Annotated in this window: 17 protein-coding genes and 1 rRNA gene; 7 read left to right on the top strand and 11 right to left on the bottom strand. The window is 36.7% G+C overall.

The window, feature by feature from the left end; all coding sequences use genetic code 11:
* The first annotated feature begins 184 nt into the window (after positions 1–184).
* The 4 genes from ACFILA_RS07215 to rrf all read left to right on the top strand — a co-directional run bounded on the left by ACFILA_RS07215 (position 185) and on the right by rrf (position 9,405).
* On the top strand, positions 185–2,602 hold the full coding sequence (locus ACFILA_RS07215) for an autotransporter outer membrane beta-barrel domain-containing protein (protein ID WP_375660896.1): 2,418 nt from the start codon (positions 185–187) through the stop codon (positions 2,600–2,602).
* Positions 2,603–2,749: 147 nt separating this feature from the next.
* Positions 2,750–4,846 carry an autotransporter outer membrane beta-barrel domain-containing protein gene (locus tag ACFILA_RS07220; RefSeq protein ID WP_375660897.1) on the top strand — a complete coding sequence of 699 codons (2,097 nt, stop codon included), beginning with the start codon at positions 2,750–2,752 and terminating at the stop codon, positions 4,844–4,846.
* A 133-nt stretch (positions 4,847–4,979) separates the two neighbouring features.
* On the top strand, positions 4,980–7,964 hold the full coding sequence (locus ACFILA_RS07230) for an autotransporter outer membrane beta-barrel domain-containing protein (protein WP_404977457.1): 2,985 nt from the start codon (positions 4,980–4,982) through the stop codon (positions 7,962–7,964).
* A gap of 1,326 nt (positions 7,965–9,290) precedes the next feature.
* Positions 9,291–9,405 (top strand): 5S ribosomal RNA (gene rrf / locus ACFILA_RS07235).
* Positions 9,406–9,813: 408 nt separating this feature from the next.
* Here the strand turns inward: rrf and ACFILA_RS07240 are convergent.
* The 7 genes from ACFILA_RS07240 to parA form a co-directional block, all read right to left on the bottom strand.
* A complete protein-coding gene (locus ACFILA_RS07240; RefSeq protein ID WP_273790974.1) occupies positions 9,814–10,218 on the bottom strand; it encodes a flagellar protein FlgN in 405 nt (134 codons plus the stop codon).
* Positions 10,219–13,044: 2,826 nt separating this feature from the next.
* The gene (locus ACFILA_RS07245; RefSeq protein WP_273790973.1) at positions 13,045–13,191 is read right to left on the bottom strand and encodes a hypothetical protein; all 147 of its coding nucleotides are present in this window, start codon (positions 13,189–13,191) and stop codon (positions 13,045–13,047) included.
* Positions 13,192–14,075: 884 nt separating this feature from the next.
* Positions 14,076–14,294 carry an EexN family lipoprotein gene (locus ACFILA_RS07250; protein WP_273790972.1) on the bottom strand — a complete coding sequence of 73 codons (219 nt, stop codon included), beginning with the start codon at positions 14,292–14,294 and terminating at the stop codon, positions 14,076–14,078.
* 3 nt (positions 14,295–14,297) lie between these two features.
* On the bottom strand, positions 14,298–14,567 hold the full coding sequence (locus ACFILA_RS07255) for an EexN family lipoprotein (RefSeq protein ID WP_273790971.1): 270 nt from the start codon (positions 14,565–14,567) through the stop codon (positions 14,298–14,300).
* A 189-nt stretch (positions 14,568–14,756) separates the two neighbouring features.
* Positions 14,757–15,044 (bottom strand): EexN family lipoprotein, encoded by a 288-nt coding sequence (locus tag ACFILA_RS07260; protein ID WP_273790970.1) that lies wholly within the window; start codon positions 15,042–15,044, stop codon positions 14,757–14,759.
* A gap of 1,090 nt (positions 15,045–16,134) precedes the next feature.
* A complete protein-coding gene (locus tag ACFILA_RS07265; RefSeq protein WP_273790969.1) occupies positions 16,135–16,365 on the bottom strand; it encodes a plasmid partition protein ParG in 231 nt (76 codons plus the stop codon).
* Complete coding sequence (parA, locus tag ACFILA_RS07270; RefSeq protein ID WP_375660900.1) at positions 16,362–16,991, bottom strand: ParA family partition ATPase; 630 nt, start codon at positions 16,989–16,991, stop codon at positions 16,362–16,364. The genes ACFILA_RS07265 and parA overlap by 4 nt, the downstream gene beginning before the upstream one ends.
* A 993-nt stretch (positions 16,992–17,984) precedes the next feature.
* Here parA and ACFILA_RS07275 point away from each other — a divergent pair.
* A complete protein-coding gene (locus ACFILA_RS07275; protein WP_375660901.1) occupies positions 17,985–18,314 on the top strand; it encodes a TIGR01244 family sulfur transferase in 330 nt (109 codons plus the stop codon).
* A 188-nt stretch (positions 18,315–18,502) separates the two neighbouring features.
* Complete coding sequence (locus tag ACFILA_RS07280) at positions 18,503–18,715, top strand: hypothetical protein (RefSeq protein ID WP_375660902.1); 213 nt, start codon at positions 18,503–18,505, stop codon at positions 18,713–18,715.
* A gap of 254 nt (positions 18,716–18,969) precedes the next feature.
* Here ACFILA_RS07280 and ACFILA_RS07285 read toward each other — a convergent pair whose 3' ends face one another.
* From ACFILA_RS07285 to ACFILA_RS07295, 3 genes are all read right to left on the bottom strand, one after another.
* The gene (locus tag ACFILA_RS07285) at positions 18,970–19,110 is read right to left on the bottom strand and encodes a hypothetical protein (protein ID WP_375637739.1); all 141 of its coding nucleotides are present in this window, start codon (positions 19,108–19,110) and stop codon (positions 18,970–18,972) included.
* A 1,317-nt stretch (positions 19,111–20,427) separates the two neighbouring features.
* Complete coding sequence (locus ACFILA_RS07290) at positions 20,428–21,429, bottom strand: bifunctional riboflavin kinase/FAD synthetase (RefSeq protein ID WP_273790966.1); 1,002 nt, start codon at positions 21,427–21,429, stop codon at positions 20,428–20,430.
* Positions 21,429–22,274 carry a TIGR01459 family HAD-type hydrolase gene (locus ACFILA_RS07295; RefSeq protein WP_273790965.1) on the bottom strand — a complete coding sequence of 282 codons (846 nt, stop codon included), beginning with the start codon at positions 22,272–22,274 and terminating at the stop codon, positions 21,429–21,431. Before ACFILA_RS07295 ends, ACFILA_RS07290 begins: the two co-directional genes overlap by 1 nt.
* Positions 22,275–23,455: 1,181 nt before the next feature.
* On the opposite strand from ACFILA_RS07295, the gene ACFILA_RS07300 reads away from it, so the two are divergent.
* On the top strand, positions 23,456–23,815 hold the full coding sequence (locus tag ACFILA_RS07300; RefSeq protein ID WP_375637740.1) for a helix-turn-helix domain-containing protein: 360 nt from the start codon (positions 23,456–23,458) through the stop codon (positions 23,813–23,815).
* 868 nt (positions 23,816–24,683) lie between these two features.
* On the opposite strand, the gene ACFILA_RS07305 is transcribed toward ACFILA_RS07300, so the two are convergent.
* On the bottom strand, positions 24,684–25,076 hold the full coding sequence (locus ACFILA_RS07305; RefSeq protein WP_375657766.1) for a helix-turn-helix domain-containing protein: 393 nt from the start codon (positions 25,074–25,076) through the stop codon (positions 24,684–24,686).
* Between the last annotated feature and the right edge of the window lie 143 nt (positions 25,077–25,219).

Here is a 25,219-nt window from a genome sequence, read left to right on the forward strand (position 1 = left end):
CCGACTTTTTATGACCATGAAAAACGCTTTTCTTAAAAAAACTTTAAATCATAGAGAACACCATAAATATAATTCGTTTTGTTATTTACAATAAAAACGTAATGATATAAAAACTGATTGGGTACTTGCGCCATCAGGGGAATGAAGTAAGCATCAAAGCATACCAAATACTAAAGGCATATCTATGTATAAGAAATATATTTATAAGAAAAATTTTTTGTTATGTACAATTGCTGGAACTTTCATTTTTTCTCATTTTGCTCCAACTTATGCAAATAAACAACCTCTTGAAATTCCTACGGTCCAAGTAGCTAATGGAGAAGAGAAGAGCCTTCATAATGTTTTTGTTCGTGGTGAGTATGATGCCGTGGTTGCTAAGAAAGGTCATATTACCATTACAAACTCAATAATGCACTCAGGCTTTGCTTTGCTTTCTGCAACGTCAGGTGGTCAAATTAATGCCAAAGGAATTGTGGGAGAGGCAAAAGAGCATGGTTTGTCACTCACAAACGGCACAATCCATATTGAAGATTCAACATTAAACGTCATAGGCCACGGCAAAGCCTATGGTATCAACTTTGGTTATATTGCAAGCTCTACAATAAAAGAAGGAGAAGAAGTTGTAAACAAAGCAATCCTCAATAATACAAAACTTCTTGTAAACGACGGTGTAGGTATTTTCGGACCTTATTATTCCAAAGCTGTTGCTAATGCAGTGTACCTTAAAAACTCAGAAATTCGTTCTGATATGTTATTAAAAAATGAAGTCTCACCCTTCTTCGAGATTCAACCTACTACTTTTACATTAGACGCTGATAATTCGATTATGGAAGGAAGAGCCCAAACGCTTCCTCGAAATACAACGGTTTTCACCCTAAACAATAACAGCAAGTGGCATTTAAAAATTAGTCTATTTGAATTGAAAGATAGTTTTAGTCTATTTGATTACAAGCTCCTTGATCTTAAGCAACGAGCACAATCAATCGTTTCAGTCCTAAACCTTAATAATAGCTCTATCATATTTAATGCGCCGCATAAACTAGCAGACAATCATTATCAAACCTTACATGTAGGAAGACATCCACAAAAAGCAGAGCAAAACAGAAGCTCCGATGCAACAACGGTTTACAATGCATTGGGCAACGCAAGGATTTACTTTAATACCGAATGGAGTAATGGTCTTACAAAAGAACAACAAAAAACTGACCGTGTTCTTGTTCATGGTGATGTCTCAGGCACCACAACGATCTATTTCAACAATCTTTCAAAGCATGCAGAACCATTCGATGATGATGAAGATTCAATTCCTTTGAATGCGCGTGGTCTCTCACTTGTTCAAGTGTCTGGAAAAGCAGAAGAAACCGCCTTCACGCTGGCAAATGGCTACACCACAATGGATGGATTACCCTATAAATACATACTCAATGGCTATGGACCAACATCCAGCCGTGGGAAAGCTGATAGGGCACAAAGTCATTTAAGCGCAATACCACAAGAATCAAAAAAGCAAGATGCGCAAAATACCAATGCATCATCTCTTGGAAAAGAAAACAACGGACAAGCTCCCTTGGAAGAAAATGAGAATTTCTGGGATTTCCGCTTGCAAAGTGCTACTCTCGATGATGAAGGAAAGATCAAAGCTCTTGTTCCTCAAATGGCAAGCTATTTGGTTATGCATAATGCAATATTCTCCTCTGGCTTGGCTGATATAAACAATCAAAATACACTGTTAGATAATATGCACTCAACAGTTTTCGGATTAGAAGGTCATAAACAGAAAGGGATATTTTTATCGACTTATGGCAACAAGATGACGTTATCTTCCAGCCGTAGTCCATTGGAATATGGTTATGGTGCTAATGTTCACTATGCTGCTATACAAGCAGGCATGACATTAGCAACGTTAGAAAATCAAAATATGACCGCGAATCTTGGTCTTTTAGGCACATATGGAAAGCTCGCTTTTGCGCCAAAGGATATGGAAGGTTCTGACAAAAGCATACTGGATAAATGGTCCTTTACGGCCTATGGGAACCTCCACCATGACAGTGGTCTCTATGTTAATGCACTTTTCTCTTACGGCATTTTAAACGGACATATTACAACAGCCCTTATCGGCAACACCACAGAATTAAACAATACGGATACATTAAATATATCAGCTACCGTTGGACAAAAACTAGCAACTGGTGTTGAAGGAGTGTCATTTGAACCACAAGCACAACTTATTTATCAACATATTGCCTTTGGCACTCTTTCAGATATTGATGGCTTCCAAGTTAATATAAAGCCCCCTCATCAATGGTTGGTCCGTATTGGAGGGCGTTTAACAAAAACAATGCTTCCTATTGAAAAAGATCGTGTTCTTTCTTTTTATGGTAAATTGAATGTCATCAAAGCTTTTGGTGAGAAGCGCACTATCGATGTTATGGAATCTTTCCATCTCGATTCTATGGGCTCGTCCCTTGAAGGTGGGCTTGGCATTAACGCGCAGCTTTCTAAAAACATCGCACTTCATGCTGACGTTAATTACCAACATAAACTTCAAAAAGCTGGGTTCTCTGGAATTAATTTTTCCGGTGGAATGCGTTATCGCTTTTAGAAATCTTAGCTCTCTATTTTGACGCGTAAGCAGCGCTGAGATGAAAAACAGTGCTGCTTATATTTTGCTACATTACAAAAAAACGCAATGTGTCAAAAAGTGGTTCATTTTTAGCAAAACAAAGAAAATATCTTAAGGAACATCTCTATGCATAAGAATATTTTGTTATGTACAGCCGCTTGTGCTTTATTTTTTTCTTCTTTTAATTTCACATCTACCAGCACCGACTCTGGTCTAAGCCACCAGGAACGCCATGCTCTTGAAGGGATCATGAAATTACCTGAACAATATCGCCATGCCATTGATTCAATAAACACACCAACACAAGCAGAAAAAAATCTTGAGAAGATAGCCTCTGGCGCCATGATGGAAGATAATTCGCACTTCAACCAAGCACTTGAAAATCATATGGATCGTGTAAGAGATACGATTAACAACTCTTTTGCAGGTGAAAGTCGTTACGGTTCTGATGCACATATGAACGTGGTGAACCACGAAATGGATAATATACGTACCCAAGCCATGGCAAACAAACACCATCTGGATATGCAACATATGATGAAAGCCATAGCATACCTTGAACAATTACGTCAGAACCGATTAAAAACAAGAGAAAATTTATTACGTGGCTACGACAAAGTAGTTTCCGATGCCGTGCAAGCAGAAAAAATTCTTGATGCTGATAATCAACAGCGTGTTAATACCGCGCGCCAACAATGGGTGAGCCAAGACAATCATAATTGGTTTGAACTGCAAAATAAAGCAGAAATATTACATAAAGCAGTACAAATAGATAGTGCTTTACAAGAACACAACAAGGAACTTTCCAATACTTTACGCAAAGCGGTATTAGAAGCTTTGAACAATAATGAAATAACCAACGTGGAGAGAAAAGGAGATATAACCTCTCCTTCATCTGAAGAGAATAGACAACCTCTTATTGTCTCCAGTACAAGACAAAGACGCTCTAGTGATAAATTACCACCCGCTCATGTTGCTGCCCAACACAAGGATAATTCAAAGGACAATTCATTCACAAGAACAGATCATGGAATGAGACAGCCTAAAATAAATGAAAATTCGCAATCTGATATTGATCCCCAAACAAACACCACTTCCTCGGAATCGAAAACGACTCTTCCATCCGAAAAAGCGCATATGAATTTGCTCCCAAAAGTTGGAAATACCGCTACCGCGGCTACAGAGAGCACCTCTAAACTTACAGATGATGATAAAGCAACCGCAACTTCTACTTCTCTTGAAGGGACAGCAAAAAGAACAATTCTTACACCACAAGAAGAAAGCTCTTTAGTCATGCCTATCGCGATGTTTGCTGTTGGGTTTAGTGATGTCAACAATCAAAATATCTTGTTAGACAATATGCAAATAACAATGTTTGAACCCAAAGATCATCCAGAAAGAAGCGTTTTCTTATCCTCTTATGGCAATAAGAGCACGTTTTCTTCCAAGGTTCAAGCAGAACAAGATGGTGTCCAAGCAGATATTCGCTATGCTGCATTGCAAGCAGGAGCAACATTAATAGCGCTAAAAGATAAAAATATCAGCAGCAACTTTGGCCTTTTCGGAACATACGGAAAATTATCTTTTACTCCTAAAAACAAGGAGAGCTTTCAAAAAAATATGTTTGATAAATGGTCACTCACCGCATATGGAAATATTCAGCATGACAGTGGCATCTATGCAAGTGCATTTCTCTCTTATGGAATTTTCAAAGAAGATAACGCCACAGCTCTCATCAAACATACCTCAAAAGTGAAGAATAGTAAAACATTAGGAGCCGCGGCAACTATTGGTCAAAAACTGTCAACCAGTTTGGAAGGTGTAATCCTAGAACCGCAAGCACAACTTGTGTATCAACGTCTCATGCTTGGTTCTTTATCAGATAGGAGTTCTTTCTCAGATGACGATAACTCTAAATCAGATGGCGATAACTCTAAAATAGACATAAGCAAACCTCATCAATGGTTGATCCGTATTGGTGGACGTTTGACACAAAACAAAGGCCATGCCCTTTCCTTCTACGGCAAACTGAACATGATCAACACTTTTAGTGAAAACTTTCCGTTTGCTGCTATGGAATCTTTAATCGAAGGTGGTTTTGGTATTCAGGCGCACTTATCGCAAAATATCGAGCTTCATAGTGATCTCAGCTATCAACATAAACTCAAAAAAGATGGCATCTCTGCAATAAATATTTCCGCTGGAATGCGCTATCACTTTTAAAAATACTTATATTCCTATCTTGAAATATAACGTGCTCTCATTATGTTTCGTTTTGTCTCTTACAAAATAAACATAATGAGGCCAAGGTTTTATCTTCTATTAAGAGAGGGGAAACATTTAGGAATACATCCATATGAAAAAAAGTTTTTTACTATACACAGTTTCTGGAGTTCTGTTTTGTTCTTCCACCAGCTTGTCTAATGCTCTTCATGATACGAATACACAACCTACGATAGCTCTCTCTTCTCTGCAACCCACTCATCAAATAGGTGCATCCAGAACTTCTAATCCCTATTCAAATGCATCATCTTCGTATCCACCTTCAACATCTAGGTCTACAAGAACGACCAGAAGCTCTTCTCCTACAGGGAGTGAATCTACAACGCCTACTTCCACGAGCACTCTACCTCCCAAAACGCAACTTGAAGGAAATACAGAAGATGTACAATCTACCCCTACAGCCACACAAGACACTATTACACAATCTCCAGCGATAGGAACAGCTTCAACGACAGGAATGGAAGCAAAATCTAGAAGACGTTCAGGGGCGCCATCCTCTTCTACAAACTCTTCCAGAAAAAAAACGCCCGAAAATTCTGCTGTATCCTCACAGTCAGAACCTACAAGCACGGAAGCTACAAGACTAACAACAGAGCTATCGCCAACGCCTAAAGAACCAGAACTCGCACAGCCAATATCTTTAAGGCTAGAAACTGGACAATCAGCATTACCGGTACCGCCAAAATCTGTAAAACCAGCGCCCGTGCAATCTGCCTCAACACAAAAGGTATCTGCAAAATCAGAGCTTGAAAAACCAATATCGCCAACAAAACAACCTGAAAAACCTGCACAAACTGAGGATATAAGCTCTGGAGTTGAGGCTACAAACGGTAAGACCATAACGCTACATAACAAAAAAATTCAAGACAATGGTTTTGCTGTACATGCAGATGGAAATAATTCAAAAGTCAACATGATAGGGGGAACAGTTGATGCACGTTTTGTTGCACTAAGCGTATCAGATGGTGGAGAAATTGATGCTACAGGTATTACTGCAACAGCAGAAACAGCTGGTTTGCTAAACATGAGGGGCACAATCAAACTTAAGGATTCAAGCGTACATGTCACGGGAAATTATGAAGCAGACGGTATTATTTTCCGCAATAATCAATACTATACCCCTAGAAAACAATATACACGCAATGCTGAAAGAAATGCCAACGCCGTTCAAGAACAAGCTATTCCTAATAAAGATAAAGTAACCCTAGAGAATACAAAGCTTTTTGTTGAACATGGTAGCGGTATCAACCTTTATGGAACAGGCGTAGACGGAGAAGTCAACCTTAAAAATTCAGAAGTCCATGCCGATATTTTATTAAAAAATATCAAGAACGAAAGTGCCTCCACAAACACTATTACATTAGTTGCAGACCACTCTTCTTTAGAAGGTCGGGTAAGAACTTCTAAAGATAATAGAACAGTTTTTGATCTAAAAGAGGGGACGAAATGGCTTTTAAAGGCGAATAAAAATGCCACAAATAATGATAATATTTTAAATGACTATAGACAGTTTGATGTTGATGAAAAATCATACTCTAATCTTTCTGAATTGCACCTTACAGACAGTGTCATTATGTTTGACAAGCCAATGGAGGGACATTATCAAACTCTGTTTATAGGACCTAATCTTTCGCAAGAAGACGAAACGACCCACACAGCAGCGGTTTACAGTGCAACAGGTGTTGCAGAAATTTATGTAAATACTCAATGGAATAAACATTCTCCTATCACGGAGCAACAGACTGATCGCATTGTGATTAATGGTGATGTCTCAGGGAGTACTGTTGTTCACATCAATCTCCAAGAAACAGATAAAAAAATAACCGATAGCTCTGCTGTTTGGGAAGAACGCATGGCGTCACTTCCTTTAGGGACACATGGGATTTCAATCATTCAAGTTTCCGGACAAGCAAATGAAAATTCCTTCACGTTAGCAGGAAACTATATGACAATAGGGAAACAACCTTATATGTATGTACTTACAGGCTATAAACCTGGAACATCTCATGAGAGCCAAAATCTTTTTGGTAAAAACAGTAATTTCTGGGATTTTCGCTTACAGAATGCCTACATTGATAAGGATAAAAAGGTTCGAGCCCTTTTACCACAGGTAGCAAACTATTTAACCATATCTAATACTTTGTTTTCTGCTGGATTTACTGATGTAAACAATCAAAACACGTTGTTAGACAATATGCGCACAACAGTATTTGGGGCAAAAGACAATAAAAAAAATGGTATCTTTTTCTCTTCCTACGGCGAGAAAGTCACCTTATCTTCCAACCGCGATCCATTACATTATGGCTATGGTGCTGATGTAAACTATACTGCTTTACAAATAGGTGTCATATTAGCCGCCTTGGAAGGTAAAGACATAAGCACACATTTTGGTCTTTTAGGAACATACGGAAAACTTGCCTTTACGCCCAAAGAGATGCAAGATTCTGAAAAGACAACTCTTGATAAATGGTCTCTTGCCGCTTACAGCAGCATCCAACATAGCAATGGTATATATCTAAACACACTTCTTTCTTACGGAACCTTAAAAGGAAATATTACCACGGCTCTTGTTGGGAATGCCGCAAAATTGGATGGCACCGAGATGCTTAATATATCTGCAACCATTGGTCAGAAATTAGCAACCAATACAAAAGGGCTGGTCTTTGAACCACAAGCTCAATTCATTTATCAAAATCTCATGTTTGATATTTTCTCAGATACCAATGGCTTAAAAGTAGACATGGGCAATCCACATCAATGGTTGATCCGTTTTGGTGGACGTTTAACAAAAACGATAATGGCTGTTGAAGAAAACAAGGCTGTTTCCTTCTATGGTAAAATGAATGTTATCAGAACTTTTGGCGATGGTAAAACAATAAAAATTGCTGATACCTTTCATGTTGATCCTACCGGCTCTTCAGTTGAGGGAGGCATGGGGGTGAACGCATATCTTTCTCAAAATATCGTACTAAACGCCGATATCAGCTATCGGCAAAAACTGCAAAAAGCCGGTGTATCTGGCACCAATTTGTCTGGCGGAATACGTTATCGTTTCTAAAGCAGAAGTTAATTTTAACTTAAATAAAAAAGCAGCACAAAGTGCTGCTTTTTTATTTAAATTTATATATTTTTTAAAATTCTCAAAAATCATTATCACATCAAAGAAGATTTTGACTTATAATATTTCTTTTGCATATTGAATAAAAAACTGAATATCTTAGCATTCTCTCATCAAAATACCCCATAAAGTTTTATGTCTTATATCACCACACCTCAAGCGATGATGTTTTTACAGCACAACAGAATAAGCATTCATGCATATTTTTAAAAAAAGTCAGCCCCTTCTTCGCTGTGGACGCTCTATTTATTTTAGATGATGTGCATTTAATATACCTGCTATAAAGACTTAGTATCTGGTATAAATTCTTAAAGGCATGTTTTTCCTCTAAAATCTCAATGCTACAGCAACTCCATCATAAGACAAGCATTTGATTTATAAAGACAATTAATTGTTTTGCATGTTAAATGAGAATCCAGAATATCGTAAGATTCTTTCATTTTAGACCTGTTCCATGTTGAATCAACCAAAACCATATCTCTTGCAAGTGACAAGGGGGAAGAGCCATAGGGATAAAAAACTATTAAGAAAGGATTAAAAATGCCTCTAATGAACTATCTCAAGTGCCAAGGGCTGTAGCAACATTGGAAGAAAGCAAAGAATATAACAATATCAAATTGCTCTTTTATTAAGCATAAAGATGGTCGTACCCTATAGATTTTATATTATTTCCATGGGGACTTTTTATTATACCATTCACAAGCGCCGTTGCATCAAAGATGTCGTTGCGCCCCACAACCACCATCACGAAATAGACTTGAGAGCTTAGATATCTCTTTAAAACAAGGCCGTGAATTAGGAATAACAAATCCATTCTATTTTGAGCATTTTGTCGTGCATGAAGGACGTGCCCCCAGTAAAAAACACAATAAAAAAAGCGTGAAACAATACGTAATCTTCATTATTTAACAGATAGTGCTTTAGATATTTTTGAAAGACATAAAGCTAAATTAAAAGACGGCAGGACAGAGGGAAGCTGATTTCTCCCCCTTTATTCTTTCCCAATGAGATTGCCGCCCCATTTCAAATATTACGCCAACAAAGATATACGCAATATATCCACTCAAATCTGGATGCTCTCTCCAATCTGACATACAAAAACTAAAAACAGCAGAAAGAAAATACTAAACCGCTTTAATTTTTATCTCAAACATATAGATTTAAACAACGAACCGCTTCATATCACCACACTTCAAAGGACAATACTCCATGAGGCTTATAGGCAATACTCATCACATACTCTTCATCATTCATGCTTTTTGCTGACTTGGTGGTTATGGCGGAGTGAATGCACCAGATCCCATCCCGAACTCGGCCGTGAAACCCTCCAACGCTGATGGTACTTTGCCTTAAGGCACGGGAGAGTAAGTCGCTGCCAGATCTGCTAAATGCATGCAAAAGACTCTAATGTATGAACCTTACATTACCACAGCCCCAAGGAAGCTGTTTTTAAGGCATCACAGGCTGGTCTAAATATCCTCTTGATCGGCCTCTCTCCCTAAACTAAAAAATGAAGCCCCCTATTAACTTAGTCTGCAAACAATTCTCTGTAAATAATCCGCCTTCTCTGAGTTCTCTTTCAGCCAGTTTCCCAAAGCATGCGGTTCACATCACTACACCTTAAAAGACACTGTTTTAAGAACAGCATTTTACAGTACAACAGGATAATAATTTAAATACCCAAATGCACTTAAAACAAGTCTACTCACTAAACGCACTATTTATCCAAATCAACTGCCCTACCTAATCATTGTCATGACTTAGAACAGCCCGTATTAAGCAGATTTGATCATTCCTCTATTTCTTTTGCACGTCCAGATAGTTGTATAGCTCTAGAAAGATCATTAACTGCATTTAAATGTGTTTGAAGTAATTCACTATTACGCTGTAATTTTTCTTGTAAATCAGACAACAAACTTTCAACCTCATGCTCAATATCTTGATTCATATAGCGCTTCACATCACTCATGGATTTATTAAGATCACGCAAACCACGTATTTTACGCAAATTTATTTCTTCGTAATCTGGAACACCACTGCTCTCTAGCATATTGCTTTCATAATCAACAACTTGAGCTAATCCTTTAACAGCAGCAACAAATTTTGTCATCGCCCAATCACGATCAATAAGATTATTATCAAGAACTTTTGCTTTTGCTGCAAAACTATCATCACCATATTGCACTACAGACATTTTTACTTCCCCTTCAACACTATTGTTCAATCTTACTTTCAAATGAGGGAGATTAAACAGGTTCTCTTCAATGCTGATACACTCAACCAAGCTCGTGGTGCAAACATTGCTCAAACAACAGCACGACAATCCTTCAAAGCGTATACCACTTCAACTTTCAACGCATTCTCTTCAAATATTTTTCTTGCTTTGCTCCAAAACCATCATTGCGGCTATACTAATTCATCAAAACGCTATAAACTCAAACCTTACGATAATATCGAAACTTCCATATTTGTTCTGTCTATTTCGCTTTACCGATTTTATCTTTGCCTATTTTATCACCAGTACGTCTTCAACAGAAAACAACAATGCTCTCACGAAAACTTCGGCCACAAAAACTATCTGCCGACAAAAACCCGCAGCCTATCTTGCAGCATATAAAAACGTAAGCCCATTAAAAATTTCAGCATTTTACCGATAGCAGCATTTTACCCTCCATAACCGTATGGCTCTCTCTGCACCTAAACCTGTATACCTTCTGGCGTCCCATAAGATGGCACCCTACAAGATCAGTTTGCACCCATTCAAAAAGACACCCCCTCTCCCATGCTCTTTCCGCACACATGCAGTATTTCGCATAAAACACAAAAAGAATGCTCTTTTGAACAGATCAGCCATACAGCAATATAAAAAAAGACATCTTAAAATAGCTAAACAGCCATCAATCTTCCTTTTTTAAGTTATCATTCGCTTTTCTTTGCAATGAACGACTATATAAGATTTTTTGAACCTTTTCAAGAGTTTCTTAGCCAATCAGTTCGATACGTCTTCAATCGCATATTCACGCGCTTGTTTTAAAGAAACATCTCTTAAGTGCACCCAAGCCTATTTCGCGCCGCGGCCCATGAATGGTATAATGATAAATCTTCCATGACATGTATAAAATCCATTGAGCACTTTCCATCTTTACGCTTAATAAAAGAAGCAAGCCAGCACCATCACATATTGTTCTAACCCCTTATGTTCTGATACCCTTGGCACTTGAGATGGTTCATAAAAGCGTGGCCTTTCTTGTACAATTTCTCTGCGCATGGGAGCTCCCTGCTTGTAACTGCAAAAGACATTGTTTTGGTTAATTCACCACGAAACAAATTTGGAATGAAAAAAATTCCAGTATTCAGGGCTCTAATTCAAGTTGAATAACGATAGATTATCATTATAAATCAAAATATTATCCAATGCATAATGCTTCATGCTCCCCCACATTGATATTTTCAGAATTTCCACAGTATCTTCCTATAGATTATTTCGCTCCATAAAACAGTTTGCTCTTAATATCGCGGCTTTACATGCGCTACTAGTATAAAAACAGAGAAACAATCATTTTATAATCAAGGTACAATTTTTGTTACGAACTTTCTCTCGTTTTTAACCTTTTAAATGCGGCTCTTCTCTTTCATAATCATCACATTTCAAATCTATTCCATGTTGAATAAATTAACATCACTTGCTTGCACATCACAAACAACGCCCTGATGTGTTGATAAAATACGCTGAAAGAAAAATGCCTCTTATGAACCTTAGCAAATGCCAAGAACTATAATAAATATTGGAAGCAAGCGTACGATGATTGTGACTTGCTCTTTCATAAGTATAAAGATGATAGCATTCTACAGATTTTTATATTATTCAAAGTTTATATTATTTCACGAGAGCTTTACTGTTATACTAGTCACATTTACCGTTATACCATTTACGAGTGTCATCGTAAAATGTCTGTCGTGTGCGTTGAGAGATGTTTCTTTAAAACAAGTACATAAATATGCAATACTAATATACAACATAAGTATATTTCGTTTGAAACGTTCTTTACTTTTGTGCAAAACATGCCCCATTAGAACAGCATTAACCAATCTTGCTATGAGATAAACGATCAAAAAACATTTTTGTCTTCCTCCGCTCACCTTAAAGAACCAAGATCTTAACTCCATCTGCTCTGTACGCAGTCCGAATTTTTGTCAAACGATCTTCTCTTGACTTCCACTCTTGTGATTCACTTAAACGAAAGGCTCAACAAATAAACCTACGAATATTCATCGCACACTAAAAAATACTTAAACGTTCCAAGAAAACTTATATGCCTTATATTACCGTTATAAATGACAGTGCTTTATAGCATAACAGGAAAAAAAAGTTTCCAGCAACACAAAACTTACAAAAGCAATCAATAGTCCTTTTAAAGCTTTCTTTTTTAGGATTCACAATACTCCAACTCCTTAAGCTTTTATAAAAAAAGAACGATTTATAAGCTTGCCGAATATGTTGTATCAGCATATATTACAGATATGTAACATATTGTTATTCATAAAATCACCTCAAAAAGAACAGAAAGAGGTTTTTATGGCTGATCTCGTAAAAGCCGCTATGCTTTATTCAACCTTGATTATCACCATCAATGCTTTTGTTGTTATTTTAGTTCTCGTAATAGAAATATACTAAGCATACTCTCTTGGCTTATTGTAATTTGCGCAAATAAGCATCTTAATTTCACATAAGAGCAAAGCAAAATTTTAATTCTACAGATAAACCACACACCCAATTTCAAACATCGCTTGCAACTATTTGAGTGTAAACTCTGCTTTTTGTATGCATTTTTAACCATCAGTGTCCGTCTTTTCACGCTATCTTGAATCTCAACTTCATTCCCACCTTAAAAAACGAAATTTTCTACCAGATCCGATCTGTAAATAATTTGTCTCCTTATTGAGTGAGTTTCTCTTGCTCCCCCCTTCAAGGGCATATCACAATTCTAAAGGATAATATTTCATGAAGCTTATAATAAATCTATTGAAAACCATCTTTACCCTTATGAGAAAATAAACCAGCAGCATCACACACTTTTCCAGCCCCAAATGTTGCAACAATCTTTAGCACTTGAGATCGTTCATAAGAGGCATTTTTACTTCTTTCTTCAACAGTTTTTATCCACACGGCTCTCCATGCTTGTAACGTGCAAGCAGATGGTTTTAATTGATTCAACCTAGAACAGATTTGGAATAAGAGAATCTTACTATATTCGAGATCCTTATTCAGTATAAAATAATTAAATTATTTTTATAAATAAAAGTGTTATTCAAAAAAAATATTCATCACACACTCGAGAACAAAAAACACCTCATACGTAAAGTTTTATATGAGCTCCACCGCTCAACATGATAATATTACGACACAATCAAGATAAAACATAACAAGGGAAACCCTTGCAAACTCAGAAAAGAGAGGGGAAAAATAAAAAGGTGTGGAAGGCGCTCAATTCCTCACAAATCCGGCAAAATCGTCCTAGCAAAACTGCCTCACATCTTAACTAATGTTATAATATTCTCAAATCAAAAGCAATTTTTTAAAATAGTTTGAGAAAAACATTTGAGTATAAAACGATAATAATTACATTCAGAATGTTTTTCTCTTTATTAAAACAGAGAAAAGTAATTTCCAAACAAATGTTTCCTCCCAATTTTTCCGAAATTAGCCGCAACGCTTAAAGACGATCTTAATGTGATGAAACATTTATTTGTGATAAAGGCAAAAAAACACCCCAAAGATAGATTTAATCTCATATTTTAAATACATGTAATCAAAACATTAAAAAATTAGCAGTAACACGTAACAACTCATTGGGAGGAAATACTATCTACAATTGAAAGCACTTTTGGGCTGAACAAATGACAGTATAACATCCGTTTACACAAAGAGTACAGATCGTAAACGACTAATTCTTGAAGCCATAAAAAGACTCTCTAAAAGTTAGAGAGAGCCTAAAAAAACGCAATAGAATCAATAACTAAACAATTCCTTATTTATTGAGCTGTATGTTTTTAATGAATGCCAAACATAAGTTCCATATATGCTTGTCTGGCATGTTGGCAATTTTTAGATTTCTCCATAGAAGATTGATCCAGCTTTTCACATTTTTTTGCCCACTCTTCGAGTAATGTTTTATCTTTCTTAAATTCCGCTACGCTGTAAGTTTTTTCGCAACCAGCAACGACAAGTCCAGTACAAACCAGCAATGCTATAATAATGGCTTTATTCATGATTTAATTCCCTTCCTTTTTCTCTTCAGTTTTTTTCTCGTCATCATGTACAAAGCTCGAACCAGGCCAATCTCGGGCATGAACTTCACGATACGCTTTATCTACGTTTTTACAATTTTGAGAATCTAAATCCCCTGATATCATGCATTTCATTGCCCATTGCTCGAGTAATTTTGGATCTTTCTTAAACTCTGCTACGCTATAAGTTTTTTCACAACCAGCAACGACAAGTCCAGTACAAAGCAGCAATGCTGTAATAATGGCTTTATTCATCAATAAAATTCCCCTTTTTTTCAAATTTACAAAGTTTAGGACACAATTTAGCACCCGATTAAAATTGTACATTCAGTTTATTGTGCATTTTCAAAAATTTTAAAATCCACTTCTGTGCGCGATTTTTCCCAATCTATGATGATAAATCGCGTACAAAGAAAAATACCGCTATCAATATATTTTTATGATTTAATTATTGTCCTGCTGTTTTTCAGTTTCATTCCCCTTTTTGCTACTTTCACGAAGTTCCTTTGCAAGATTTCTATAATGCTCTTGAAAAAGTTCCATATCGGCTTGCATGACATTTTGACAATTCTTGGTTGCAAAAGCAGAGGGGCCCATTTTATCGCATTTCTTTCCCCATTCTTGCATCAATTTTTTATCTTTCTTAAATTCTGCTACGCTATAAGTTTTTTCACAACCAGAAACGACAAGTCCCACGCAAAGCAGTAGCGCTGTTATAATGATCTTGTTCATGATTTAACCCCTCTCTTTGTTTTATATTTTATTAACAATATCTTTGGATTCACATCCCCTCCTATATTGTGACCTTGCGTCTAATTTTCCTTTGCAAATACGTACACTTCCAACGCAAACATGTTAAATCATGAAAACTGCTTTCATTTATCAGACTTGTATTTGTAACATTATCTGCACGGCAGCTCTTTGTATTTGAAGTGTTAAAACTTCAGCAAAAATTCTGATATCTTGACATTCTCAAAAAGCTTTTTAATCATTTCTTTTCCTTCAAGAACCTCTTGGTAACGAGAAGCAGCACGATATCTTACCCAAAATTCGTCATGCCTATATCCATTGCAAATTCCCTGCAAACGAAAAAATACACCTTTTAATCAACAGATTGCGCTCTTATCATTTCTAAACCACCGGAAAAGAAAGAAAGCTTTAAGTCCCCCCTGTACTTTTTAAAAGCCAATAGAAATGCTAAAAAAGCGATCTTATACATTCCAATTGAAGAAAAAAGCCTATTGCCTTGCGTATCATTACAACTGGCATTAACTATTTAAGACTATAAGATCATATAAATGTAAGAAATATTGTCTATAATATGCTCAATGACTTCTTTTGTTTATTAGGAAAACTTATAGCGCGTCAATATCAGTAAATTTTACTTATTTTTATCCCCCCCCTTTATAAACATGAATATAATTTAATAAAACGGATTGCTGCATAACAGAAAAAAATAATCAACGCTACTCTTAATTACATTATTTACGCATGTATTAAGTACAATAAACAAAAAAATAACCTGATGTTTAAAATCATTATCAAGATAATTTTTATGGAAGAATAAACTTATCTACTCATCTAGCGGATAAGATCACAAGTAGTATGATGATTATCACATTTATAGGGAAAAGTTTGAAACGGAGAATTTTTCGCAAACTCATAGCTCTTTCATGCGATGATACAGAACCTTATGAAAAACAACTTGAATGAAGCAACCATCGTGAAAAAAGAAGAGCACTTTTATTATTAACTTCGTATAAAAACAATCGATATCATCTCTAGAAAAAGCACTCAAACCAACGAAATTATCGTATCATTTTTACACTTTTCCGTATTTTTGTGAAAGCAATTCGCGGACCTCATCAGCTATTTTAGTTCCACGACTTGCACAACTGACCTTAATCAACCGATGCAAACTTTCTGGTATATCAATCGTGAGGCGCTTCATACCTCCACTCATGCTCCCTTTGTGGCTTCCTACCCATGCATCCGCTGTTAAAGGAATTGATTTATTCGTTGGTTTTGTGCCGATTTTAATTTTTTTATTCATCGCGCTAACTCCTTGATTTCGGCTGCAACCGCTTCAATCTCTGCTGCTGCTGGTCCTTGCTTATCAACTTCATAAACCGCCTTCCCCTGTGCTGCTGCTTCTGCAAAAATCACGCGCTGCGCAACGCTAGAAGAAAGAACATGCACAGGGTATATGCCAAGAGCTTCGTTCACATCACGCCCTATCGCTGTATTGACTATTTTACGATTAATGACAAAAGCAGATTTGAGATTTTCTTTATAAACACGTGCTTCGTCAATCAGCTTTACAATTCCATCCGCTGCCCAAATATCATAGGGACTAGGCAAAACAGGTATAAGCACCAAATCCGAAGCCATAAGAGCACTACGAGCAAGATCAGTTACACGCGGAGGACCATCGATAATAATATGATCATAACCATGACCAATCTGTGTAATCTCTTTGTGAACCGTTGCACGCGGTAAACCAATAACCGAAAACAAAGGTGCACCTTCACGCGCAGCAGCCCAATCCAATGCGCTTCCCTGTGGATCAACATCAATAAGCAATACCCGTAGACCGGTACGGGCAAAACTGGCCGCAAGATTAACACTCAACGTCGTTTTTCCGACACCTCCCTTTTGATTCAAAAGTCCAATAATCATTTATTACGCCTTTCAGCATTATCGTTTTTACGATTATACAGAAAGTAATAAAAGAAACAAGCATCCAATACGTGCAAAATAACCATTTCTCCTATTTTTAGGATAAATAACAATAGCCCGCAATTTTTTATAATATTCTTTTAGCATGAACAAAAACATTATGAAGATGATATTCTTGAAAAGAACAAAATAAATTTAAAAGAGGCATGCTCTTCTTCCCCCTCCCTAAAACGAAGATTCTTAAATCCATGTCGATCTGTAAACAATGCGCTGTAAATGATCCAGCTTCTTATTTTGCGCCGGCCTTTTGGGCTTCTCCCTTCATGCTATCCACTTAATACAACTCTACAAGCAAGCTCCACTCTGAATATACAACAAACTATAAGGAGAATTCATTGTTTTGCACGTTGAATGAGAGAGCCGAAATCAGGAAGATTCTCTCATTTCATGCCTCTTATATTAAATTAATCAAAATCATATCTCTTGTACGTACAAGCAGGGCTGGCGTGTGGGCAAGAACTGTACAAAAAAGGATTTAAAATGCTTCTTATGCAGAATCTCCAGTACCAAGAACTATTACAATATTGGGGGCTGGCAAATATAATAGGTGCCGACTTCCTTCTTCATAAGCGTAAAAAGGGTGGTGATCCATGAATTTTATACTCTTTGACGCTCGACAGAGTAAAATGGGCTTAAGAGAAATAAGGGTGCCTCTAGCAAGCGCGTAAACAAGCAACACAATGAAATGTCTATGTTTAGTAAACACTATAGATTATCCATAAAGACCAAACATCCGTCTTTCATAAATCGCATAACGAACATGTTGCGAAGTGAGATATTTTGCATCTTATAGCTCATTTTTCCCAAATAGATTTTCTCGACAAAAAGAATATTTTTGTTAAGATGCCACTGAAAAACTTACCTTCATTATGTTCTTTCTATATACCAGACCAGAGGGTATCGTGAAGATCATGCAATTGGGAATAAACAAAAATGAATTTACAACAAATTGAACCTGATATTTTTATCAGCGCCCAACTTAGCATAGAAAATATCAAAACATTGGCACAAGCTGGTTTTAAAACAATTATCTGTAACCGCCCCGATCACGAAGAGCTCCATCAACCTGACTTTTCTAGCATTAAAACGGTCGCAAATGAATATGGCATAAAAGCCTATCACATTCCCATTTCTCATCCAACTATAGAAAAGTCAGCTGTTGAAGCCATGCAAACAATTTTAAAAACAGCCTCTCTGCCTCTTCTTGCCTATTGCCATCACGGAGCACGCTCGCTGCATCTTTATCGTTTAGCGCGTCTTTAAACAGAGGTTTCGCACACTTCCCCCTCGCCTTAAAAGACGAAGATTCTTAAATACACATCGATTTGTAAAAAACAATCTGTCAATAATCTTTGTCTTGCGCCTTTCCCTTGGCTTGCCACTTCATAAAACTCTACAAGAAAGCTTTGCTCCTCAATATACAACAAGCATGCACACCCGACGCCATAAAAATGCGTGAAAATTCATATGATGATCAAAGAAAATTATTTTCACCTCACTTTTTATCACTGCTCCACCTTCTTTTTCTCTTCCTTTACCAATACGAGCTCATTCGTACGCCACAAACACCTAAAACGACAGTAAAACCACTAAGAAAACCCCATATTCCGAATAAAAGGCGTGCAGAGTATTTTATAAAAAAAGCCGTAAGCCATAATCTATGATTAACTACAACATATTGATTTATAACAATTAATTATTTTGCACGTTGAATGATAAATCCTAATACCGTAAGATTCTCTCAAGCCTATTTATAGTGAAGCAATCAAAAGCGTGTTTCTTGCATGTCACAAGCAGGAAGTATTCGTGTGAAATAAAACGAGTTAAGAACAAACTCTCATAAACGCTCTCAAATAGCCAAGACTGTACAAAACTGAAGGCTTGTCAATATAACGGATGGTGTCGGATTGCTCTTTTATTAGGCATAAAGATGATAGCGCTCAACGAAGCTTGCACGATACCATTCATGAGAGCCATCATGAAAATGAATATGGGAAGCGTTGAGAGATATTTCTTCAAAAGAAGCGCATAAATTAGCAAAACAAGGATATTCCAGCATTTTATTTTACCTGTGGGGCGTGATATCCTATTCAAAGAACAACAAAAGCCTGAAGCTGTTATTTTCATGATTTAAGAGATATTGCTCTGGACCCTTTTGAAAGTAGCAAAGCCGAATTTAAAAAAGACTGTCATCTGGACTGATTTTCCCCTTTATAACTTCATATTTTCCCCAATAAAGCTGTAAACCGGTTTCAGAGATTACGCAAATGGATAATGCAATAGGGCTCTCCTCATCTAGCATACAAAAGCTGTAACAGTAGAGAGAGCATTAAAGCACCTTAATCCTTATCTCAAACATACTGCTCGCGTTGAGGAACACTAAAGAAAAAGTTTTATAAGAAAAACAACACCATAAAGTCACGAATAGACCGAACATAGATTGGAAAGATGTTCTAACTTTTATCCAATATTTCTATCAAAAAACAACAAAACATTATTGGCTTTGTGTTTTCATATCCTTACAAGACTGTCTTTCCTTTTCATTATAGGCGTTACATTTGTGAAAGACAAAGGAAATATATGGATAGTTTTTAACTTGAAAATCTGAAAGATTGACGTGTTACGACAACAAAATTGTGCCTTTATCCATCAAAAGCATTAGAAATTTTGAAACAAATACACCTGCTTTCTCGCAATGATTTCTTTTATCTACAATCAATCGCAGTCTCCTTAATATGCATTCCCCATCACAATATACAAGAGAAACGAAACTTAAAGCATTTTCCAGCAGCTTCATTCTCGTTTACGTGATTGGTTAGCACGAAAACTGCTGCTGAGCACTAAATCTTCTTCACAAGACTCGACAAACAAAACTTTTGTAAAAATATTCATTACATAATACAAAATATCACATGCGTAAGGTTACACGAACCAACTCTCATCATAAACGATGATACGGCATAAATGACATAATAAGCCAAATTAGAAAAAAGAAACAATAAACTTTTAAAATAAAAAAAGTCATCAATTAAATTTTATCAAACTATAAGCTTAAAATCGCAAGAAATTTTAAAAACAGCCTTTCTCCTTCTTCACGTCTATTATTGCTAAATAGGCTGGTTGCTTATTCTTTACTGCATCTTTTATGACGAGTTTTAACGTATCAGAAAGAAACAAGCAGTAAAGTTTTGAATGACAACAAAAACCATAAAGTTAACTTTGAAAAAAATGATGCCAAAATCAGATCTTCAGATATTCGATTCTCCCTCTCAACAACGGAAAAAACATATATTCCACGATGTTTTGGAATATATGTTTGTGATTATAATCACTTTAAGTGCTATTTTTACAGCTCTTCTCTCTTTTTCAGATCAGTTTAGGACATATTTTTAAAAGTAAGCAGCCTATCCAACGTTGATAATGGTTGTACTGTCTTTAAAATTTCTTTTGCTTTTTTTTCATCACGATGCATTTGCGCAATCAAAGGTTCAAGCCCATCAAATTTTTCTTGTCCTCGCAAAAACTGGAAAAAAGAAACGGTACAGCTTTCCCCATAAAGGTCGTCGTTAAAGTCAAACAAATAGGTTTCCAAAAGGGGCGCACCATCTTTAACAACCGTTGGACGACAACCAAAGCTTGCAACACCATCATACAAAACACCGTTCGCACGACGCAAACGTACCGCATAAACACCATGAGCCAAACGAACTTGGGGAGGCAACATTTGATTAGCGGTAGGAAATCCCAAAAGACGTCCAAGTTTTTCACCTTGAATAATATTGGAGCGTATCCGATAGTGATACCCTAACAAATGGGCTGCTTTGTCCACTTCCCCTTGTGAGAGAAGTTGCCGAATAAAACTAGAAGAAATGATCAAAGGTTGTGAATCTTGAGAACGAGAAACGCAAGAAACTTGCACAACCTCAAATCCATATTTCTCTCCCCTTTGGCAAAGAAGATGTACATTTCCGCTTTTCTGATGACCAAATTGAAAATTTTCGCCTGTCACCACAACTGAAACATCAAAAACTTCCTTTAAAAACGACTTGATAAATTCGTCCGCTGAAAGAGCGGCAAACTGTGCATCAAACGGCTGTTCAATCACGCAGTCAAAGCCAAGGGTTTTAAAAATTTCAGCTTTTTCAGCTGCCTCTGTCAAACGATAGACAGGAGCTGAATGTTGAAAAAAACTTCTTGGATGGGGTTCAAAGGTTAAAACAACTGCTGGTTTCTTTTTTATACGGGCGAAATCAAGCGCTTTTTGCAACACCACCTGATGTCCGCAATGAACACCATCAAAATTTCCAAGTGCCAACACTGCTCCCCGCCAAGCCGAGGGAAACATATGAATTCCCTGAAGACGCAAAAAATTAGTCATTACTGAAGTGCCCACATGATTGCTTGTGGTTTATAACCATGACGTTCAAGAAAAGAATGCAAAGCTTGCTTATCAACCACACCATTTTGCGTATAATCATAATGATGAATCCCCCCCATAATATAAAGGGCATCAAGACCAAAATGAGCCGCCCCCTTAATATCCGTTAAAAGACCATCACCAATAGCTAAAACTTGACTTTTTTCTACTGTTCCCCGTACTTTTTGAAGTTTTTCAAAGGCACATTCATAAATAGGCGCGTGAGGTTTTCCAGCAATGCGCACCTCCCCCCCTAATTGTTGATAAAGACGAGCCAATGCACCAGCGCACCAAAATTCTTTATTTCCATAATGGACAATCACATCTGGGTTCGCACAAATAAAAGGTAAATTCCGCGACCGCATGCGACGAAACATCTCCTCATAAGCAGAGGGTTCTTCGTCAAAATCTTCAAGAAAACCGCTACAGACGACAACAGAAGCCTCCCATTCTTCAACAAATTCACACTCTAACCCTTCAAACAGCACCAAATCATGCTGTGGACCAATGAAAAAAACTTTACGCGGAGCAGTCAGAATAAGATCGCGCGTTACATCCCCTGAAGTGATAATGGCATCATAATAGTCGCTATGAACATTCATACTTTGTAATTGAGCAGCAACATCTTCCCGTAGCCGAGGAGAATTGGTCAATAAAATGACAGTTTTTCCCATTTGTCGGATTTTATACAACGCCTTCAACGCTGGTTCAAATGCATGTACACCGTTATGCACAACACCCCACACATCACAAAAAACAGCATCATAATGCGCTATAATAGTCTCAATATGGGTAACTTCATTCATGGTGCACCTATCTCTATTTGTCATTTAAAGCTGTCTTTTACTTCAAAATTACTTACCGAAAGATAATACTTGTGTCATCTGCTTTCTCAAACCATATCCCAACTTTTTATCGTCTATAGAGATCATAAGAAATGATAAAATAACTAAGTTATCATTAAGTTGTGCAAAATTCTAAAATGCTTGATAGCAAAAGCTTATCATTCCCCAATGCTCATTTTTCTCATAAAAATTTTAATTCTAACAACAACGACGTTGGTAGAGTTTTTTATCTAAAATACTCAAATTCTTCACTGAGAAAATAAACGTATCCCCCTCTTAAAAACATGCATCATGAGAAAGCCCAATATATTTTCTCATTTCAAATCTGTTTATATTGAATCAATCAAAACTATTGACTTGCACATTATAAGCGGAGAGCCTACAGATAAAAACACGTAAAGAAAGAAAAAATAGCTCTTATGCTCCCTTTCAAAGGAAAAAACTGTCGTAATATTTTGAACTGGCCGAGAGTATATGCCGTCCGAGCATCTTTTTTTCAATATAGCTTTTATCCCATTCATAGAGGCTTTTACACTACACACTTTACGAAGCACCATTGTAAAATAGGCGCTAACATTGAGAAATATCTTCTTAAAAAAATGTGTGAATATACAACAATCAGATCTATAATGTTTTGAGTTTATTTTGCATGAGGGCTCTTTACTCATAAAAGCTTTCCCCTATCATCATGATATCTCAGACGCATCAAAACAAGCCATTTTGGTTATTGGTTAAGAGCAACACCGTAAGCGGTGCCTTGAGCTTAAAAACCAAGGTTTACCTTCGTAAAATGCATATCTGATGTCATGCGTTTAGTAAGCAAACCTTAAAAGTTTGAAAGGCAAACAACCTCTCATTTGGAAAAATCTGTCCGTCTCAAGAAAAACTATTTTTATTGCCAATCTCCTAAAATTACTTTATGAGTCAGAAAGTGTCTTGGTCGCATACGCAACGACCAATAGGGATTAAAAGCCTGAAAACTCAAACATGAATTGACCCCGCTTTGCGGATATCCCGGAATTCCGGGAGATTTTGCTATGTCCAAGTGCTTCTCAGCACTAAAAGCAAAATGCTGATTTGAGTTCAGTACTTTTAACTCCCGGAATACTCATGCGAGGGCGCTCGCAGCCGGTGGGGGAAAAATGCAAGCTCCAAATCTTAATATTGATCTTTTTGTAGGCAAAAAGATTCGCTTTAGGCGAAAAATGCTAAAAATGTCTCAAAAAACATTAGGGCATTATTTAGGTGTCACTTTCCAACAAATCCAAAAGTATGAAAAAAGCTTAAATCGCGTGAGCGCAGGGCGTTTAAAGGAAATTTCCGATATTTTGAATGTTCCACTTGCCTTTTTTTACACTGATATCATCAAAAAAGACAACACCCCGTACCATTATGATGAAATCGCCTCGAGCAAAGAGGAATATTTGCTTTTAAAAAGTTTTAGAGTCCTCACATCTGTCAAGCAGAAAGCGATTTTAAACTTAATTTGTGATCAAAATTAAAACGCTTTAAAAGCATAGCTATAGGGTACTACACGCCCTATTCTTGGCTTTCTCCCCACACCTTCAAAGGATGCAACCCCCTTCTTAAACCGGTTGATGAATAATCCGCCTTCTCAAAAATAGCTCCTTCTCAGATTCCCATTTCATATGGTTCCTTTCACAAAATTATACAAGCAAGCCCTCCCTTGAATATTCATCACACTCTCTCATCAAAACACCCCATGTATAAAGTCTTATGTCTTATATCACCACAGCCGCAAACGATAGCGTTTTACAGTACAACAGAATAAGCATTTATCCGTATTTAAAGGGGCTACCTTTTCGCTATGGACGCTCTCTTTATTTTAGATGATGTGCATTAATATACCTGCTATAAAGACTTAGTATCTGTTATAAAGTTTTAAAGGCATATTTTTCCTCTAAAATCTCAATGCTACAGCAACTCTATCATAAGGCAACACATTGATTTATAATGAGTGTTCATTATTGTACATGTTAAATGAGAATCCAGAATATCGTAAGATTCTTTCATTTCAAATCTGTTCCATGTTGAATCAACCAAAACTATATCTCTTGCAGGTTACAAGTGGGAAGAGGCGTATGGATAAAAACTATTAAGTAAGAATTAAAAATGCCTCTAATGAACCGTCTCAAGTACCAAGAGCTGTAAGCGACACCCACGAGCTGGCAAACTATGTGATGGTGCAAGGCTTACTCCGTTATGAAGCGTAAAGATGGGGGGCTCAATGGCTTTACCGTTATACCCTTTACGGATAACATGTAAGTTTTATGTAAAAATAACTTGCTGTATTTATACAGCTTTTTTACTGTGAGGGACGCGTAAATAAAAGTTGGGGAATAGGATTTTCTAACATTTCTCTACAACAGTAGCATTTTCTTTTCTTTGCGCTTCGCTAATCATCTCTAATAATGTTTTGAATGCTTCTAAATCCTCTTGTGAAAAATCTTTTAAAGTTCTAAAAAACATGCCAACAGCTTCACCTCTCAACGGATCAGAAGTCTTGATTGTAAAACTTTTGCGACAAGCATCCGATTCTCTTCTCAAAATTTCTGCTACCTCTTGATCTAAAGCATAGAGTTCAATTATCTTTTCCTCCAGTCCTACAGGAACAGATTTTTTGCCAATTTCTACAGCAGATAAAAATGATACAGATATGTCTAATTTCTTAGCCATATCTAAGAGGCGTTCGGAGTGATCAATGCGAAGTTTCCGTAAAATTTTACCAAAAGATGTAACCATATAAAAAGTCCTATAGAGAAGAAATATTTTCTTCTGATTCTAACAAATCTTTTTATGATTTTCTTCAATTATTACGAATCAAGAGTTCTTTTCGGGGTGGTTTTTTAGCAAAACCAGAGGTCCAAAGGGTCTCTAATTCTAAA

The sequence above is a fragment of the Bartonella sp. CL71SXKL genome (genome assembly GCF_042194935.1).
GTDB lineage: Bacteria > Pseudomonadota > Alphaproteobacteria > Rhizobiales > Rhizobiaceae > Bartonella.